At 69.4% G+C, this 15,616-nt stretch carries 15 protein-coding genes; 8 read left to right on the forward strand and 7 right to left on the reverse strand.

Features of this window, described 5'->3' with window-relative positions; genetic code table 11:
* Positions 1 to 461 precede the first annotated feature (461 nt).
* The 4 genes from CLV68_RS09585 to CLV68_RS09600 are packed head-to-tail and all read left to right on the forward strand — an operon-like array spanning position 462 to position 3,893.
* The gene (locus CLV68_RS09585) at positions 462 to 1,328 is read left to right on the forward strand and encodes a 3-hydroxyacyl-CoA dehydrogenase family protein (RefSeq protein WP_281274645.1); all 867 of its coding nucleotides are present in this window, start codon (positions 462 to 464) and stop codon (positions 1,326 to 1,328) included.
* Positions 1,329 to 1,574: an acyl carrier protein gene (locus tag CLV68_RS09590; RefSeq protein WP_121390021.1), complete on the forward strand. Its 246-nt coding sequence runs from the start codon at positions 1,329 to 1,331 to the stop codon at positions 1,572 to 1,574. It abuts the gene before it with no gap.
* The gene (locus tag CLV68_RS09595) at positions 1,574 to 2,782 is read left to right on the forward strand and encodes a class-II aminoacyl-tRNA synthetase family protein (RefSeq protein ID WP_121390022.1); all 1,209 of its coding nucleotides are present in this window, start codon (positions 1,574 to 1,576) and stop codon (positions 2,780 to 2,782) included. The genes CLV68_RS09590 and CLV68_RS09595 overlap by 1 nt, the downstream gene beginning before the upstream one ends.
* The gene (locus tag CLV68_RS09600) at positions 2,760 to 3,893 is read left to right on the forward strand and encodes an acyl-CoA dehydrogenase family protein (protein ID WP_121390023.1); all 1,134 of its coding nucleotides are present in this window, start codon (positions 2,760 to 2,762) and stop codon (positions 3,891 to 3,893) included. Before CLV68_RS09595 ends, CLV68_RS09600 begins: the two co-directional genes overlap by 23 nt.
* 113 nt (positions 3,894 to 4,006) lie before the next feature.
* Here CLV68_RS09600 and CLV68_RS09605 read toward each other — a convergent pair whose 3' ends face one another.
* From CLV68_RS09605 to queC, 4 genes are read right to left on the reverse strand one after another with little or no spacing between them, the layout of a single operon-like run.
* Positions 4,007 to 4,960, reverse strand: coding sequence for an epimerase (locus tag CLV68_RS09605; RefSeq protein WP_121390024.1), 954 nt, complete (start codon positions 4,958 to 4,960; stop codon positions 4,007 to 4,009).
* 31 nt (positions 4,961 to 4,991) lie between these two features.
* Positions 4,992 to 5,351 (reverse strand): 6-carboxytetrahydropterin synthase QueD, encoded by a 360-nt coding sequence (queD, locus tag CLV68_RS09610; protein WP_121390025.1) that lies wholly within the window; start codon positions 5,349 to 5,351, stop codon positions 4,992 to 4,994.
* Positions 5,351 to 5,989: a 7-carboxy-7-deazaguanine synthase gene (queE, locus tag CLV68_RS09615; RefSeq protein WP_246009738.1), complete on the reverse strand. Its 639-nt coding sequence runs from the start codon at positions 5,987 to 5,989 to the stop codon at positions 5,351 to 5,353. Before queE ends, queD begins: the two co-directional genes overlap by 1 nt.
* Positions 5,989 to 6,681, reverse strand: a complete 693-nt coding sequence (gene queC, locus CLV68_RS09620) for a 7-cyano-7-deazaguanine synthase QueC (protein WP_121390026.1) — start codon at positions 6,679 to 6,681, stop codon at positions 5,989 to 5,991. Before queC ends, queE begins: the two co-directional genes overlap by 1 nt.
* Before the next feature lie 144 nt (positions 6,682 to 6,825).
* Here queC and CLV68_RS09625 point away from each other — a divergent pair, with 144 nt between their 5' ends.
* The 3 genes from CLV68_RS09625 (at position 6,826) to CLV68_RS09635 (ending at position 9,726) form a co-directional block, all read left to right on the forward strand.
* The gene (locus CLV68_RS09625) at positions 6,826 to 7,845 is read left to right on the forward strand and encodes a tRNA-guanine transglycosylase (protein ID WP_121390027.1); all 1,020 of its coding nucleotides are present in this window, start codon (positions 6,826 to 6,828) and stop codon (positions 7,843 to 7,845) included.
* A 12-nt stretch (positions 7,846 to 7,857) separates the two neighbouring features.
* Entirely contained in the window at positions 7,858 to 8,703 is an 846-nt protein-coding gene (locus tag CLV68_RS09630) for a class I SAM-dependent methyltransferase (protein WP_121390028.1), read from the forward strand.
* A 66-nt stretch (positions 8,704 to 8,769) separates the two neighbouring features.
* A complete protein-coding gene (locus CLV68_RS09635; RefSeq protein WP_121390029.1) occupies positions 8,770 to 9,726 on the forward strand; it encodes a 2-oxoglutarate and iron-dependent oxygenase domain-containing protein in 957 nt (318 codons plus the stop codon).
* Here CLV68_RS09635 and CLV68_RS09640 read toward each other — a convergent pair.
* Entirely contained in the window at positions 9,723 to 11,042 is a 1,320-nt protein-coding gene (locus CLV68_RS09640; protein WP_121390030.1) for an ATP-grasp domain-containing protein, read from the reverse strand. The genes CLV68_RS09635 and CLV68_RS09640 overlap by 4 nt on opposite strands.
* A 347-nt stretch (positions 11,043 to 11,389) precedes the next feature.
* On the opposite strand from CLV68_RS09640, the gene CLV68_RS09645 reads away from it, so the two are divergent.
* Positions 11,390 to 13,330, forward strand: a complete 1,941-nt coding sequence (locus CLV68_RS09645; protein WP_121390031.1) for an ABC transporter ATP-binding protein — start codon at positions 11,390 to 11,392, stop codon at positions 13,328 to 13,330.
* A gap of 334 nt (positions 13,331 to 13,664) precedes the next feature.
* On the opposite strand, the gene CLV68_RS09650 is transcribed toward CLV68_RS09645, so the two are convergent.
* Both CLV68_RS09650 and CLV68_RS09655 read right to left on the reverse strand, forming a co-directional pair.
* Positions 13,665 to 14,333, reverse strand: a complete 669-nt coding sequence (locus tag CLV68_RS09650; protein ID WP_121390032.1) for a response regulator — start codon at positions 14,331 to 14,333, stop codon at positions 13,665 to 13,667.
* Positions 14,309 to 15,511: a sensor histidine kinase gene (locus CLV68_RS09655; RefSeq protein WP_246009739.1), complete on the reverse strand. Its 1,203-nt coding sequence runs from the start codon at positions 15,509 to 15,511 to the stop codon at positions 14,309 to 14,311. The genes CLV68_RS09650 and CLV68_RS09655 overlap by 25 nt, the downstream gene beginning before the upstream one ends.
* Positions 15,512 to 15,616 lie beyond the last annotated feature (105 nt).

Here is a 15,616-nt window from a genome sequence, read left to right on the forward strand (position 1 = left end):
CGACAAGGTCTTGCGCTCCGACTTCTGGTCCGACAACTGGTCCGATAACGACGACTGGCCCGACTGCGATTGCTGGTCCGACAGCGGGGCGAAGGCGCGGCAGCACCCCCACCACACAGCGGCACTCCGGTGGCGAGAACCACCTCGCATTCGACTATACCCAGCGGCGCCAGGAGTTCTACTCCCTCGCGAGTGGAACGGAACCGACCCCCTGCCGCATCAGTGCCTGTTGGGGTAGTGTCGGTCGAGGGCCGCCGATCGGGCCCGTTGGTTCAGCGCGCGACGGATCGTCCACAGTGGATCCCACCGTCAATTCCGGCACTACCCGACCGGGTATCCGGGCGGGGTCGCCGTGCCGTCTTCCCGTGCGTGGCAACCGGTGTCGAACTCACACGATTTCCCACCCGGTCGACGGGTGGTTCGGCGAGGGGGTTGAATCGGCAGTGGCCAGCGTTCATACCGTGGGCGTGGTCGGGGCTGGGGTCATGGGCCGGGGCGTCACGATCGCCCTGCGCCAGGCCGGGTTCTCGGTCGTGCTCATCGACCGCGAGACCAGTGTCCTGGACAGCGTACGACGCACGATCGCCGACGACGTCCGGCTCTACGCGTTGCTGGCGCCGGGGTCGGCCATCACCGCCGCCGAGGTCGTCGACGGCACGGTGTTCAGCACCGACCTCGCCGACCTCGCGGGCGCCGACCTGGTGGTGGAGAACGCCACCGAGCGCTTCGAGGTCAAGGCGCCGATCTACCGGCGGCTCGGCGAGCTGCTCGCCCCCGGCACCCCGATCGGGGTCAACACCTCGGCCATCCCGATCACCCGGCTCGGCGGGCTGACCGGGCGCCCCGAGGACGTGGTGGGCACCCACTTCATGAACCCGGTGCCGCTCAAGCCGACCGTCGAGGTCATCCGGGGTCGTCGCACGTCGGAGGACACCCTGGGGCGGATGCGGGAGTTCATCACCGCGCTGGGCAAGAAGAGCGTGGTGGTCAACGACTCGCCCGGGTTCGTCACCAACCGGGTGATGATGCTGACGGTCAACGAGGCGGTGTTCCTGCTGCACGAGCGCGTGGGCACCGCCGCGGACATTGACCGGCTCTTCGTCGAGTGCTTCGGGCACACCATGGGGCCGCTGGAGACCGCCGACCTGATCGGCCTGGACACCGTCCTGCTCTCCATCGAGGTGCTGCACGACGAGTTCAAGGACAGCAAGTACCGACCGTGCCCGCTGCTGACCAGCATGGTCGACGCGGGGCTGCACGGCCGTAAGAGCGGGCAGGGCTTCTTCCACTACGGATCCGGCGCTGGCGCGTCCGGAAAGGCGGGGTAGATGGGCGCGGACAGCAAGGCCAGGATCCGGGAGTTCGTCCTGGACAACATCGCCGAGACCGAACTGGCCGACGGCGACGACATCTTCGAGCGCGGCCTGGTGCGGTCGATGTTCGTGATGCAGTTGGTGGTGTTCGTGGAGCAGGAGTTCGGCGTCCAGGTGACCGGCGACGACCTGCAGTTCGACCACTTCCGCAGCGTCGACCGGGTCGACGAGCTGGTCGCCCGCAAACTCGCCGCGGTGTGATGCGCGCGCTGCGGGTGGCGCTGCCCGAACCGGTTCCCGACGGGTTGGCGCCAGAACTGGCGAAACGGCTGTTCTTCGTCTCCAGCGCGATAGCCGAGTTCGACCTGGTGGCCGAGGGTGGCGTCATCACCGCGGTCGACCTGGTCCTTTCCGGCGAAGTGGCGGAATCGGCCATCACGGCGAAAATCGGGAAAGTCATCGCGGCCGAGGTGTTGACGCAGCGCGCGTTGCCGCCGCGGCAGGTGTGGCGGTCGCCGGTGTCGGTCGAGTCGTTCACCGACCCGTTCCCGCTGCTGCTGGCCACCGACGCGGCGTTCGTCGCGGGGGAGGGGCAGGTCGGGTTCGGCGAGCCGTTGCTGTCCCTTGTGGACCACCTGGACGCGCGGCTGCGGTCGATCGCGCTGGAGCTGCCCCGGTCGCGGGAGTTCCGGTACCCGACGTTGTTGCCCACCAGCGTGTTGGACCGGTTCGGGTACTTCGGGTCGTTCCCGCAGTTCGCGATGTTCGTCACCAGGCTGCACAGCGACATCGACGTCTACACCGGGTTCGTCGACCGCTACCGCGCCGCGGGGCGGCTGCCGGACGACCTGTTCGACCAGTGCGGCGACAAGGACTACTGCCTGCCGCCGACGATGTGCTACCACACCTACCACCAGTACACCGGCCGCCAGTTGGCCGAGGAGATGGTGGTGACCGCGCGCGGCAAGTCCTTCCGCCACGAGTCCCGGTACCACACCAGCATGGAACGCCTGTGGGACTTCACCATCCGCGAGATCGTGTTCCTCGGCGGCGAGTCGTTCGCGACCGAGTGCCGCGACGCGGTGATGGCCGGGGCGTACGCGCTGCTGGAGGAGTTGGGGCTCGCGGGGCACTGCGAGGTCGCCAACGACCACTTCTTCGGCAACGCCGACACCGCTGGCAAGATCCTGTCGCAGCGGATGATGGAGCTCAAGTTCGAGCTGCGCGTCCCGGTCGCGGCGGACCGCACGATCGCCGTCGGCTCGTTCAACCTGCACGGCCACTTCTTCGGCGAGTCCTTCGGCATCACCGGTCCCGACGGCGCGGGCGTGGCCAGCGGGTGCGTCGGGTTCGGCCTGGAGCGGCTCGCGTACGCGTTCCTCTGCCAACACGGCACAGACCCCGCCGGTTGGCCCACCTCCGTCACCGACCGGATTGGGGACCCAGGTGCTGCACGGTCTCACCGCTGACCAGCGCGACGCCCAGACCGCCTTCGCCCACTTCACCGACGAGCGCCTCATCCCGCACGCGGGCGCCTGGGACCACGCCGAACGCCTCGACGACGCGGTCATCAAGGACCTCGCCGCCGCGCGCCTGCTGGTGCCCACCTTGCCCTCGGAGGCGGGTGGCACGGGGATGGACGTGGTGACGTACGGGTTGTTGAGCGAGGAGTTGGGGCGCGGCTGCGGGTCGGTCCGCAACCTGGTCGCGGTGCAGGGCATGGTCGCGCACGCCATTCTCCGTTGGGGCAGCAAGGAACTGGCCGACCGCTGGGTCCCGGCCATCGGCACCGGCACCACCATCGGCGCGTTCGCCCTCACCGAACCCGATGTCGGCAGCGACGCCCGCAACGGCACGACCACGGCGCGCCGGGTGCCGGGCGGGTTCGAGATCACCGGCCACAAGAAGTGGCTCAGCTTCGCCCAACGCGCCGGTGTCTTCCTGCTGTTCGCCCGCCTGGACGACGACCCGGCCGCGTTCGTGGTCGAGCGGGACACGCCGGGTTTGGTCGTCTCGCCCATCACCGGCCTGCTGGGGCTCCGGGCGTCGGAGTTGGGCGAGGTCGTGCTGGACTCGGTCGTGGTCCCCGAGTCGAGCCTGCTCAGCCACGGTCGGCTGACCTTCGACCTGGTGGCAACGTCCTCATTGGACTACGGCCGTTACAGCACCGCCTACGGCTCGGTCGGTCTGGCCCAAGCCTGCTTGGACGCCACCCTCGACTACACCCGAACCCGCACCCAGTTCGGCGTCCCCCTCGCGGAGCACCAACTGGTCCGCCAATCCCTCACCGACATGATCACCTCAGTGGAAGCCGCGCGCCTGCTGTGCCACCAGGCAGGCACCATGCGCGCCGCCGCCCACCGGGACGCCATCCGCCAAACCCTGATAGCCAAGTACTTCGCGTCCCAATCCGCGTACACCACCGCCACCACCGCCGTCCAACTCCACGGCGCCAACGGCGTGGGCCCCGCCTATCCCGTCCAACGACACCTCCGCGACGCCAAGATCCAGGAGATCATCGAGGGCACCAGCCAGATCCAACAACTCCAGATCGCCGACCTGACCCTCACCCAGCGCTGACCCATCCCCAACTCCCACGTTGTCCACAGCCCACTCCCCACCCACTCGCTTCTGTCGGCGGTTCCTGGGATCCTGTGGCTCAGCCGGCATGAACGTCGCTCAAGAAACCGGTATCAGGCCGAGGCACGCCGAGCACGCACCAGATCCTCAGCCGCGTCCCGCCACCGCGCGTGGTCGAACGTGAATCCCGCCTCCAGCAGCCGCCCCGGAACCACCCGGCGGCTCTTCAGCAGCAGTTCGGTGTCCGACCGCATCGCGAACGCCCCGACCTCGGCCATCCACTTCGTCGCGGGCAGCCCGAGTGGCATCCCCCAAGCCCGGCGCAACACCCGCATGAACTCGCGTTGCGGCAGCGGTTCCGGTGCCGCGACATTGACCGCGCCGACAACCTCCGTGGCGAGCAAGAACTCCACCGCCCGCAGGAAGTCGTGCCCGTGGATCCACGACACGTACTGCCGTCCCCCTCCCACCGGTCCGCCGAGGCCGAGTCGCGCCATCCACGAGAGCACGTCGAAGACGCTGCCCCGGTCCGGGCTCATCACCATCGCGGTCCGCAGCGCGACTTTGCGCGTTTCCGGCGCGGATGCTTCCTGCTGCGCCAGCTCCCACTGCCGTGCGATCTCGACGCTGAACGCCCAGTACCCCGGCACGTCGGGCTCCGACCCGCCGATGATGCCCGTCGCTTCGTCGTTGGGTGCATCGTTGCGATGGGCGTAGATCGTCGCCGTGCTCATCTGCAACCAGACCCGGGGTGGCGCCGCGGCCGTCGCGATCGCGGAGCCGACGACCCGCGCCGAGTCCACCCGGGACGACATCATCTCCCGCAGGTTCTCCGAGGTGTACCGGCAACTGACGCTGCGCCCGGCGAGGTTGATCACCGCGTCGCAGCCATCGATCTCACCGGCCCACGCCCCCAGCGTGCGCCCGTCCCAGCGAACCGACCGCACACCACCGCCGACGTCGACCGCCCGCCGACTCAGCACGACGACGTCGTGTCCGGCCGCGGCCAGCGCGCGACTCAGGAATCCCCCGACATTCCCGGTCCCGCCGGGCACCACGACCTTCATGAGTCAGGCTACCGCCGGCGGACAACGCCCATCAGTGCGATTCACCACGGTACGTGCAGCCCGAGGTGCACGTCTCCCGCACCGTGATGGCCGACAATGGCAACGTTGCCCGAAGCCGCTCCCACAGCCACTCCGCGAGCACCTCACTGGTCGGGTTCTCCAGACCGGCGACATCGTTGAGGTAGTAGTGGTCGAGTTCCGCGATCACCGGTCGCACTGCGGCCTTCAGGTCGCCGAAGTCCATGACCCAGCCCGCGACCGGGTCCACTGGCCCGGATACCGCTACCTCCACCCGGTAGGAGTGCCCGTGCAGACGCGCGCACTTGTGGCCCTCCGGGACGTTCGGGAGCCGGTGCGCGGCCTCGAAGGTGAACTCGCGGAAGATCTCCATCAGGCTATTCCCAGGTACTTGTGGGTCTGCAGGCTCAGGTGCCACTGCGGGTTGCGCAGGCAGTACTCGACGGTGGCGCGCGTGTTGGCCTCGACGTCCGGGCCGTCCATCGGCTGGAGCAGGAAGTGCGCGAAGTCCAGGTGCTCGAACCGCTCCGGCCGCGCGTCGGGCTGCGGGTAGACCAGCTTCAGGTCGTCGCCGCTGGTCAGCACGACCTCGGCGGTGGACTTCGGCGACACGCAGACCCAGTCGAGCCCGGGCGGCGCGGGGCGGGTCCCGTTCGTCTCGACCGCGACCTCGAACCCCGCGTCGTGCAGCGCGTCGACGGCGTCCTTGTCCAGCTGCAGCAGCGGTTCCCCGCCGGTGCAGACGACGTACGGCTTGCTGCGCGGGTGCGCGGCGCCCGCCCACGCGGCGGAGATGGCGGCGGCGAGGTCGGCCGCGGTGGCGAACCGGCCGCCCCCGGGGCCGTCGGTGCCGATGAAGTCGGTGTCGCAGAACGTGCAGATGGCGCGGTGCCGGTCCTTCTCGCGGCCGGTCCACAGGTTGCAGAGGCTGAACCGGCAGAACACCGACGGCCTGCCCGCGTGCGTCCCCTCGCCCTGCAGGGTGTAGAAGATCTCCTTGACCAGGTACATCAGGCCAGCGCCGGGTCGGTCAGCCCGAGGTCGGCGAAGCCGCGGTCGCGCAGCAGGCAGGAGTCGCAGCTGCCGCAGGCCCGACCGTCGACCGGGTCGTAGCAGCTGTGCGTGAGGCCGTAGTCGACCCCTAGCTCCAACCCGCGCTGGATGGTCTCCGCCTTCGTCAGCGCTACCAGCGGCATGTGGATGGTGAGGTTCTGGCTGCCCTCGACGCCCGCCTTCGTCGCCAGGTTGGCCATCGCCTGGTACGCCTCGATATACTCCGGCCTGCAATCCGGGTACCCGCTGTAGTCGAGCGCGTTCACCCCGATGAAGATGTCCTGCGACCCCAGCGTCTCGGCCCAGGCCAGCGCGAAGGACAGGAAGATGGTGTTGCGCGCCGGGACGTAGGTGATCGGGATGTCCTGGGTGACCCCGTCGACGCTGTCGTGGTGCGGGACGTCGATCGAGTCGTCGGTCAGCGCGGAGCCGCCGAACACGCGCAGGTCGATGTCGGCCACTACGTGTTTGCTGGCCCCGAGCGCCGTCGCGACCCGTCCGGCAGCCTCTAGTTCTACCGAGTGCCGTTGGCCGTACCGGAAGCTGAGCGCGTAGGTCTCGAAGCCGTCCGCGGCGGCGATCGCCAGGACCGTCGCCGAGTCCAGACCGCCGCTGAGCAGCACAACCGCCTTCGGCTTCGTCGCAGTCACGCTTGTCCGACCCTCTCCGTGTTCCACAGGCCAGGTGCCCGCGTTCCCCGGGCCAGCCTACTCCGGTCGGGTCAGTGGCCCGGCTCACCCAGGGCTGCCGCGCCTGCGTCGGTGACGGGTGTTCACGCTGGTTAGACTGGGTCGATGCGGGCCTCGCGGGTATTCGTGACCAATCGGGAGAGCAAACACCGGCTTCCCCTGTTCCTCCCGGTGTACCAGCCGCACCGCCAGCACGGCCTGCTGGAGAGCTGGGTCGACGGCCCCAGGGTGGACGGCTGCATCGTCAACTCCTACTTCCTCTACAAGCAGCGCGACCTGCGGGAACAGGTCCTCCAGCAGGGCCTGCACGACTACCTCGGGTTCGACGGGCTGGTCACCACCGACTCCGGCGCGTTCCAGGGGTTCACCCGCAAGCTGTACCTGGACAACCGCGACATCGTCCGGTTCCAGGACCGCATCGGCAGCGACATCCTCGCCCCGCTCGACCTGGTCACCCCGCCAGGTGACTCCCGGTCGACCGCCGAGGCGAAGCTCACCGCCACCGAGAAGCGCATCCGGCAGGCGCTCGGGCTGGTCGAGCGCGGCATCCTGGCGGGGGTCACCCAGGGCGGTCGGTACATGGACCTGCGCCACCGCAGCGTGCGCACCCTGCGTGACATGGGAGTGCGCTACCTGGCGCTGGGCAGCCTGGTGCCGTTCTTCAACCGCAACCACGACATGGGCTTCGTCGGTGCCGTCGCTAGAGACGCACGCGAGGTCATCGGCCCGGACGTACCCATGCACCTCTATGGCGCGGGCGATCCGTGTGAGCTGCCGTTCCTAGTGGCCTGCGGGGTCAACATCTTCGACTCGGCCTCTTACGGCCACTTCGCCCGCGACGGCTGGTACATGACCCCCTACGGCGCCATCCGTGACCCCGGACCGCTGAAGGCGGGGGAGTACCGCTGCGCTTGCCCTGCCTGCGCCGAGGACCCCACCTCGTTCCCCGAGGGCGAGGACCTGTTCTTGCACAACCTGTGGACGATCTGCGCCACCATGGAGGAGATCAACGCCCGGCTCGACGCGGACACCCTGGACGCGTACCTGGCGGAGATCCTGGAGGTGCACGGCAGGTGGTTCCCGAACAGCGCCCTGGAGCGCTCGTGGCGGGAACTGGTGGGCTGAGCCATCGACCTGATGCGCTCGCTGGCCGCTGACCTGGCAGGCGACATAGTCCGGCGCTACCGCATCGAGCACGACGACGCGGTGGACATGGTGGTCGAGTCCTTCGGCCGCAACCGCGCCCTGGTCAGCGCGGTGTGCGACGCCGAATCGGTGGACAAGGTCAAGCGGTTGCGCGTCTACCGGGACGCCGCGACCGCGGCCAAGAAGGAGATCTACCACCACCTGCGCCGCTACCGGCCCGCCGAGTCCTCCGCGACCGCGGCCGTCGACAGGCTGGTCGAGGAGCACTCCGCCGAGGCCATCCAGGCAGTGGTCGCCGGGCACGTGTCCACAGCCGAGCGCCTAGGCACCATAGACAGCTTCTTCAGCCAACTGTTCGACCACATCGGTAGCCCTAACAGCATCATTGACGTCGGCTGCGGTGTCTTGCCGTTGGTGTTCCCGCTCGACGACCCTCCGGTGAGCCACCTGTGGGCTGTCGACACCGACCCCGAGGCCATCCGCGCGGTGTCCGCGCACGCCCGCGTCGACCAGCGGATCCACCCGGTGCGCTGGGACCTGGCCGAGGACTGGCCCGCGCTGGTCGAGCAGGGGCTGCCCGCCCGGCTCGACGTCGCCCTGGTGCTCAAGGTGCTGCCGGTGGTCGCCCGCCGCTCGCCCAAGGCCCTCGATGTCCTCGCCCGCACCCCGGCCGACCTGCTGGTCTTCAGCGGCTCCCGCACCGCGATGGCCAAGCGCCAGGACATCGAACGCCGCGAGACCGGCGTGCTGCGCCGGTTCTTCACCGAGTACGGCTTCACCGAGGTGGGCGAGTTCCGCACCGAGGACGAGATCTGCCTGGTAGTCCGACCGGGTTGATGTTCTCGGAGCCCGCCTCGGACGTCGGTAAACTGCCCTCGTTTCGGCGTTGACCGGGGAGGCAGCGTGATTCCCACCGTATCCCTCGACGACGTGGTGGCCAGGGACCCGTGGACGGTGGATGTGGTCCACACGGCGACCCGGGACATCGGGCTGTTCTACCTGGACGGCGGCCCCGGTACCGCGTCCCACCCGTTCGACATCTCCCGCCGGTTCTTCGCGCTGCCGCCAGCCGACAAGCGGGCCCTGTCGATCTCCTTGTCCCCCGCCTACCGCGGCTACGTGGGCGTCGGCGAGGAGAGCACCAACGGCGCGGCGGACCTGAAGGAGTCCTTCGAGTTCGGCAAGGAGGACATCCCGCCCGCCGTCGCCGATCCACCGCCGTACTACCGGATGTACGGCGGCAACCAGTGGCCCGCCGAGGCCCTGCTGCCCGGCTTCCGCGCCGCCATCGAGGCGTACTCGGCGCACCAGGCCAGGATCGGCGCGGCGGTGGTCGGCGCGTTGGCGGCCACCCTGGACCAACCCGCCGTGCTGGGGCGGCCGGACGCGCCGTTCGGGACCGAGTTGTCGTCCTTCGCTCGGGTCATCTACTACGCCAACCCGTCCGGGTACGCGGACGGAGCCCGGCTGGCCGCGCACACCGACAGCGGGATGGTGACAGTCAGCGTGCAGGACACCCCCGGGCTGGAGGCGCGTACGAGCTCAGGGGAGTGGATACCGGTAGTGCCACCGGACGGGTGCTGCGTTGTCTTCACAGGTGAACTGTTGGAGCTATGGAGCCGTGGCTATTACCGCGCGTGCGTGCACCGGGTGCACAACGCGTCGCTGGCCCGCGATCGCGTCTCGCTGATCACCTTCTTCCTCCCGGACCTGCGCAGCACCCTGCGCCCCTTGACCACCGCGGACAGTGCCCGGCTCGCAGGCGCCGTCGTACCCCGGGGCAATTCGTGGCTGACCGACGACGGGGCGGCGTTCGTCGTGGGGGAACGGGAGTGGGCCAGGGTCGGCGAGATCTTCTAGTGCGACTCGGCGAACCTCAGCTGGACCCGTTTGCGGGTCTCGGCGTAGAGCCGCTCGATCTGGTCGACGTCGTGGCAGTCGTAGAAGGCGTCGTAGCAGTAGAGCCAGTTCACCCGGTTCGCCTTGGAACCGTCGCGCGGCGGGATGTGCTGGCCCTCCCGCAGGTACTTCTGCTCGAAGCTGAACTCCGGCTGGGCGTGCACCCAGGACAGGCCCTCCAGTTCGCGGAAGGTGCCCGACTCGTGCGCGTTGACGAACACCCCGAGGGTGAACCCGTCGCGGCCCTCGAACTTCTCCGGCAGGGCCTCGCCCACCAGCAGCTGGAACCGCATCTGCCGGGTGTCGACGCCGAACCAGTTGTCCAGCGTCTGCGGCACGGCACCGCCGCCGAGGCGCGGGTTCAGCTCGATCATGTGCACCGCGCTGCCGTCCCACTTGAACTCGATGTGGACGAAGGTGTCGTCCACGCCGAGCGCCGTCACCGCCTCCTGCATCGCGGCGTGGATGACCGCGTGCTCGGACTCGCTGAGGAACGGCGTCGGGCACAGGTTCGCCGTCTCGAACCGGTAGGCGCCGTCGGAGTCCCAGAAGTACTTCTCCTGGGTGAGCATGCTGGTCAGCCTGCCGTGCTGGACGAACGCCTCCAGCGACAGCTCGCGACCGGTGACGAACTGCTCCACCAGCAACTGCCTGCGCGGGTCCCACTCTCGGCCGTCGTCGGTGCGGAAGGTGTGGATGCCGTTGTCCTCGGCCAGTTCGGTGAAGACGGTGCTGATCAGGTCGTACCCCTGCTCGGGGCCGTCGATGATCTCCACGTAGGACCCGCCGCTGCCCCAGATGGGCTTGACGATGAACGGGTAGCCCAACCGCTCACCCAACTCCGCCACCCGCTCCCGGGACAGCTCGTCGCGGTCGAGCACGACGAACCCGGTCGGCATGACCTCCGACAACACCTCGCGCAGCAGCGGTTTGATCCGGCAGTTGAGCTGCCCGCGCCTACCGGGGAACGAGATGCCCAACCGGTCCGACACCCCCAACTGCATGTGCCAGACCTTGTCGTTCAACGTGACCCAGTTGGCCAGCCGCCCCCGGTACGGCTCCAACACCGCCGCCGTCACCTCGGTCGAGTAGACGTCCTCGCACGCCAGGACCACATCGGCGTGGTCGACGTACCGCTGCACCGACTCCGGCGCGGCCAACACCAGCGATCTCAAGCCCATCTTGCGCAGCAGACCACACCGGATCTCGACCTCCCCGAACCCCTCGAGCCCGGGAAGCGCCACGTCGACGTAGAACTCGTCGCCGTTGTCCTGCATCGGTTTCACCCCTGTTGCCGTCAGCCGAGTCGACCCGGTCGTGGACCTGTGCGCGAGCAGCCGACAACCGCGCCCGTCGCGACAACGGCCCCAGTCGCGACACCGGCCCCCGACCGCGCTTCTGTGTCCCACCACCGAGCCTAGTGGGATCCGCCGACAATTGCGAACAACTCCAACGATCCGCGGGCGTACCCGGGTGGACACCAACCCCACCGGCGACTTCACCGGATGGGGTGAGATCCGCAGGTCCACCCCATCGCCCGAGCCACCGGGGAGATCACGACCGCGCGGGATTGTCGGTGTTCGCCCGGATCCTCGTACCCGGAAGCCACGAAGGGGGAGAACCGATGGCACGCACGAGGTCGACACCGGCGGCACCGCTGGCGGAACTGTCCGCGCCGGTGTGGTTCGGGCACGCCGACCAGGTGATCGGAGCCAGCCTGGCGCGGCTGGTAAAGGCACTGCCGAGAGCGTTGGGGTTGGTGGCCGGGGTGGCGTGGCGTGCCGACCGGGTCGCGGTGCTCCTCGGGTTCCTCGCCCAGGTGGTGTCCGGGCTCGTGACGGCCCTCGGTCTGCTCGCCGTCACCACCGTGCTGGCCTCGCTGTTCGTCGCCGGACCGACACCGGAGCGGTTAGCGGACGCCGGTCCGGCTTTGGCGGTGCTGGCGGCCGCCTTCGCGGTGCGCGGGATCGCGGACACGGTGGTGTCGGGGGCGACCATGCGGTTGAGCCCCAAGGTCCGGCACCGGGTGGAGCGCGACCTGGCCGAGGCGTTATCGCGGGTCGACCTGGTCGCGTTCGACGAACCCGCCTTCCACGACGACCTCGAACGGTCCCGGTACGCGGGCATGGACGCCGTGGAGTCGGCCACCCAGCAGGCCATCGTGGTGGTCGGCGGGCTCATCTCGCTGGCCGCCACCGCCGCGACGGCCGCGCTGCTGCACCCGCTGCTCCTGCCGGTCCTGCTGCTGTCCGTCGTGCCGGAGACCTGGTCGACGCTGCGCAACGCCCGACTGGAGTACGAGTTCGTCGCGACCACCATCGAGACCGGGCGCAGGCGGTCGCTGACCACGGACCAACTGGCCGCCAAGGAGTCCGCCGCCGAGGTGCGGGTCTTCGGCGCCCAGGCGTTCCTGCTCGCCGAGCACGACCGGCACTCGCGGGTCATGGAGGACGCGCAGATCGCCCTGGGGGCCAGGCAAACCCGGGTCAGCCTGGTCGGGCGGGCGCTCTCCGGCGCGGGCATCGCCTTCGCCTACCTGACACTCGGGTGGCTGCTCTACATCGGCGCCACACCACTCGCCGTTGCCGGGGCGGCTCTGCTGGCGATCCGTACTGTGCGCTCGTCACTGACACAGGTGGTGCTCGCCGCGAACCGACTGTTCGAGAAGTCGCTCTACATCAGCGATCTCCAAGGATTCTTGGCGCTCGTGGACAAGAGGACCAGGAAGCCGATCGGCAGGCAGGCGCCGGTAGCGCCAGAGGTCATCGACGTGCGAGGAGTGTCGTTCCGCTATCCGGGCGCGACCAAGGACGCGCTCACAGACGTCGACCTGACGATCCGGCGCGGTCAGGTCGTCGCGCTCGTGGGCGAGAACGGGTCGGGTAAATCGACGCTGGCCAAGCTGCTCGCCGGTCTCTACGCCCCGGCGTCGGGGGTGATCAGGTGGGACGGGGTCGACCTGCTCACCGTCGACGCCGCGTCCGTCGCCGACAACGTGGCCGTGGTGATGCAGGACCCCACCCGGTGGCCGCTGACCGCCCGGCACGCGGTGACCCTGGGCCGCCCCGACCGCGTCGACCCCGGCGAGCACCACCTCGACCGGGTCGCCCGCGATTCCGGCGCCGCCGCCGTGGTCGCCACGCTGTCCCACGGCTGGGACTCGTTGCTCACCACCAGGTTCCGCGACGGCCACGACCTGTCCGGCGGCCAGTGGCAACGCCTCAGCGTCGCCAGGGCCCTCTACCGCGACGCCCCCGTGCTCATCTGCGACGAACCCACCGCCGCCCTGGACGCCCGGGCCGAGGCCGCCGTCTACCACTCCCTCCGCACCCTCCACACAGGCCGCACCGTCATCCTCATCACCCACCGCCTGGCCTCCGTCCGCCACGCCGACCTCATCGTGATCCTGCACCAGGGCCGCGTCACCCAAACCGGAACCCACCACCACCTCATGACCACCAACCCCCACTACGCCGACCTCTACAACCTCCAAGCCAACTCCTACCGAGACACCCCGGAAGACCTCCACCACCCCCCAACCCCCCGCCCCGCCGAAACCCCCTAGAGCCGAGCCCCACACTGCTGAATTGTCGGGCGGCGTAGTCGAGGTGGGCTTGAGTGTGGACCGGCAGGTCGGTGCCTTTGGGGAGAGTGTTGGTGTAGGAGTCCGTTGGTGTTCTCGGTTACGAAGATCATTCCACCCGCCGGTTGAAACCAAGGCGCCCCGGATCGGGGAATCCGGCGCCTGCGGTCCATTAGGCGCATGGGCGTTGTGGCTGCGGGTATCAATGCGCGGTGGCGGTGGCGGTGGCGGTGGCGGGGCGTGCCGGGGCGTGACGACAGTGGTGTGGTGGGCAGGTTCGTGTGGGTGTCGCGCCCCGTGATGAGGCGGGCTGGTGTTAGGGCGGGTCGGTGTCGCGGAGGTAGGCGAGGACGGCGAGGACTCGGCGGTTTCCGTCGGTGGCGGGCGGGAGGTCGAGTTTGGTGAGGATGGACGCGATGTGCTTGGCGACGGCGGCCTCGGTGATGACCAGGGTCGTGGCGATGGACGCGTTGGAGCGACCCTCGGCCATGAGCGCCAGCACCTCCCGCTCGCGGCTGGTCAACCGGTGGATCGGTTGCTGCGTCTGGGAAACCAGCGAGCGCACGACCTCCGGGTCGATCGCCGTGCCCCCGTCGGCCACCCGGACCACGGCGTCGACGAACTGCGCGATGTCACCGATCCGGTCCTTGAGCAGGTAGCCGATCCCCACGCCCCCACCGGAATCGAGCAGGTCCGCGGCGGAGGTCTGCTCGACGTACTGGCTCAGCACCAGTACCGGCAGGTCGGGCCAGGCCCGCCGCAGGGCCAGCGCCGCCCGCATGCCCTCGTCGGTGAACGTCGGCGGCATCCGCACGTCGGTCACCACGATGTCCAGTGTGTCCGCGTCCACCGCCGCCAGCAACGCGTCCGGGTCGCCGACCGAGGCGACGACCGTGTGCCCGAAGCGTTCCAGCAGCCCGACCAGCCCTTCGCGCAGCAGCACGGCATCGTCGGCGACGGCTATTCGGAGTTGCCGGTCCCGCACGGTATCCCCACTCGCAGCGTGGTCGGTCCACCGACCGGACTGGACACCACCAGTGTGCCCTCGACCACGGCCAGCCGGTCGGCCAGGCCCTGCAACCCGGACCCCCGACCGATGTCCGCGCCACCGACCCCGTCGTCGACCACCTCCACCAGCAGCAGGTCGTCGCGCACCTCGCCCCGCACCGAGCACCGGGTCGCCCCGCTGTGCCTGGCCACGTTCGTGAGCGCCTCGGACACCGCGTAGAAGGCCGCGGACTCGATGGTGGCGGGCAGGCGTTCGGTCACCTGCAGGTCGACCTTCACCGGCACCTCCGAATGCCCCGCCACGTCCTGGATCGCGGCCGCCAACCCCCGATCGGTGAGCACCTTCGGGTGAATGCCGCGGATCAGCTCCCGGAGCTCGGCCAGCGCGTCGACCGCCAGGGCGTGCGCGTCGTGCAGTTCGGTCGCCAGCGGTGACCCCGGTGGCGCGTCCAGCTGGGCCAGGCCCAACTTGATGGTCAGCATCACCAGTCGCTGCTGCGCCCCGTCGTGCAGGTCGCGCTCGATGCGCCGCCGCTCGGCCTCGAACGCGTCGACCAACCGCGCCCGCGAGCGGATGATCTCGCCCAGCGCCCGGTCCTGCGGGAAGAGGAGTGCTCTCGCCAGCGCCGCCCGCGCGCCCATCCACGCGGTCATCGGGTAAGCGGCCACGAACAGCAGCATGCCGCCCATGGCCGCCAACCAGATCCCGAGCCAGGTCGACGCGTCGGGTTGCAGCGGCGCGCTGAGCAGGAGCAGGGGCGCCCCCAGCGAGAAGACCAGCACCCCGACGTCGATCCACCACAACGCCATCATCGAGGTGACCACGTAGCCGAGTTGCCGGGGCGCCAACCGCCTGCGGATCGGTACCTGGGCGGCCAGTTCCGGGTCCAGCAGCCGCAGCCGCCACAGCTCGAACGGCAATCCGACCAACCGCACGAAGATGACGGTCAGCACCGCGGCGACCGAGATCACCACCAGATCGGGCGCGCGGAGCTTGAAGATCAGCAGCAGCGGGATCGCCAACACCGCGCCACCCGACACCCCGCTCATCGACAGGTACGCCAAGGAGCGCCACGGCCACGCCGAGGTCAGGAATCGGAATGGGCCGCGCGTGAGTGCCGAGAGGGCGTCGTGGCGCGGGGATGACGGGAACACGACGTCCAGAATAGGCGGGGGATCCGGGCTTGGCAGTAGTGCTAGGTATAGTCCCAACACTCGCCCTAGCACGATTGTCGCGGGCCACCCGGCACGATTTCCTTG

The organism is Actinokineospora cianjurensis, from assembly GCF_003663795.1.
GTDB classification, from domain to species: Bacteria; Actinomycetota; Actinomycetes; order Mycobacteriales; family Pseudonocardiaceae; genus Actinokineospora; species Actinokineospora terrae.

Excerpts from the sequence above, each read along its gene's own strand:
- CLV68_RS09590 (WP_121390021.1), top strand. The coding sequence starts at position 1,329 with ATGGGCGCGGACAGCAAGGCCAGGATCCGGGAGTTCGTCCTGGACAAC.
- CLV68_RS09595 (WP_121390022.1), top strand. The coding sequence starts at position 1,574 with ATGCGCGCGCTGCGGGTGGCGCTGCCCGAACCGGTTCCCGACGGGTTG.
- CLV68_RS09605 (WP_121390024.1), bottom strand. The coding sequence starts at position 4,960 with ATGAAGGTCGTGGTGCCCGGCGGGACCGGGAATGTCGGGGGATTCCTG.
- queD (WP_121390025.1), bottom strand. The coding sequence starts at position 5,351 with ATGGAGATCTTCCGCGAGTTCACCTTCGAGGCCGCGCACCGGCTCCCG.
- queE (WP_246009738.1), bottom strand. The coding sequence starts at position 5,989 with ATGTACCTGGTCAAGGAGATCTTCTACACCCTGCAGGGCGAGGGGACG.
- CLV68_RS09625 (WP_121390027.1), top strand. The coding sequence starts at position 6,826 with ATGCGGGCCTCGCGGGTATTCGTGACCAATCGGGAGAGCAAACACCGG.
- CLV68_RS09630 (WP_121390028.1), top strand. The coding sequence starts at position 7,858 with ATGCGCTCGCTGGCCGCTGACCTGGCAGGCGACATAGTCCGGCGCTAC.
- CLV68_RS09640 (WP_121390030.1), bottom strand. The coding sequence starts at position 11,042 with ATGCAGGACAACGGCGACGAGTTCTACGTCGACGTGGCGCTTCCCGGG.
- CLV68_RS09645 (WP_121390031.1), top strand. The coding sequence starts at position 11,390 with ATGGCACGCACGAGGTCGACACCGGCGGCACCGCTGGCGGAACTGTCC.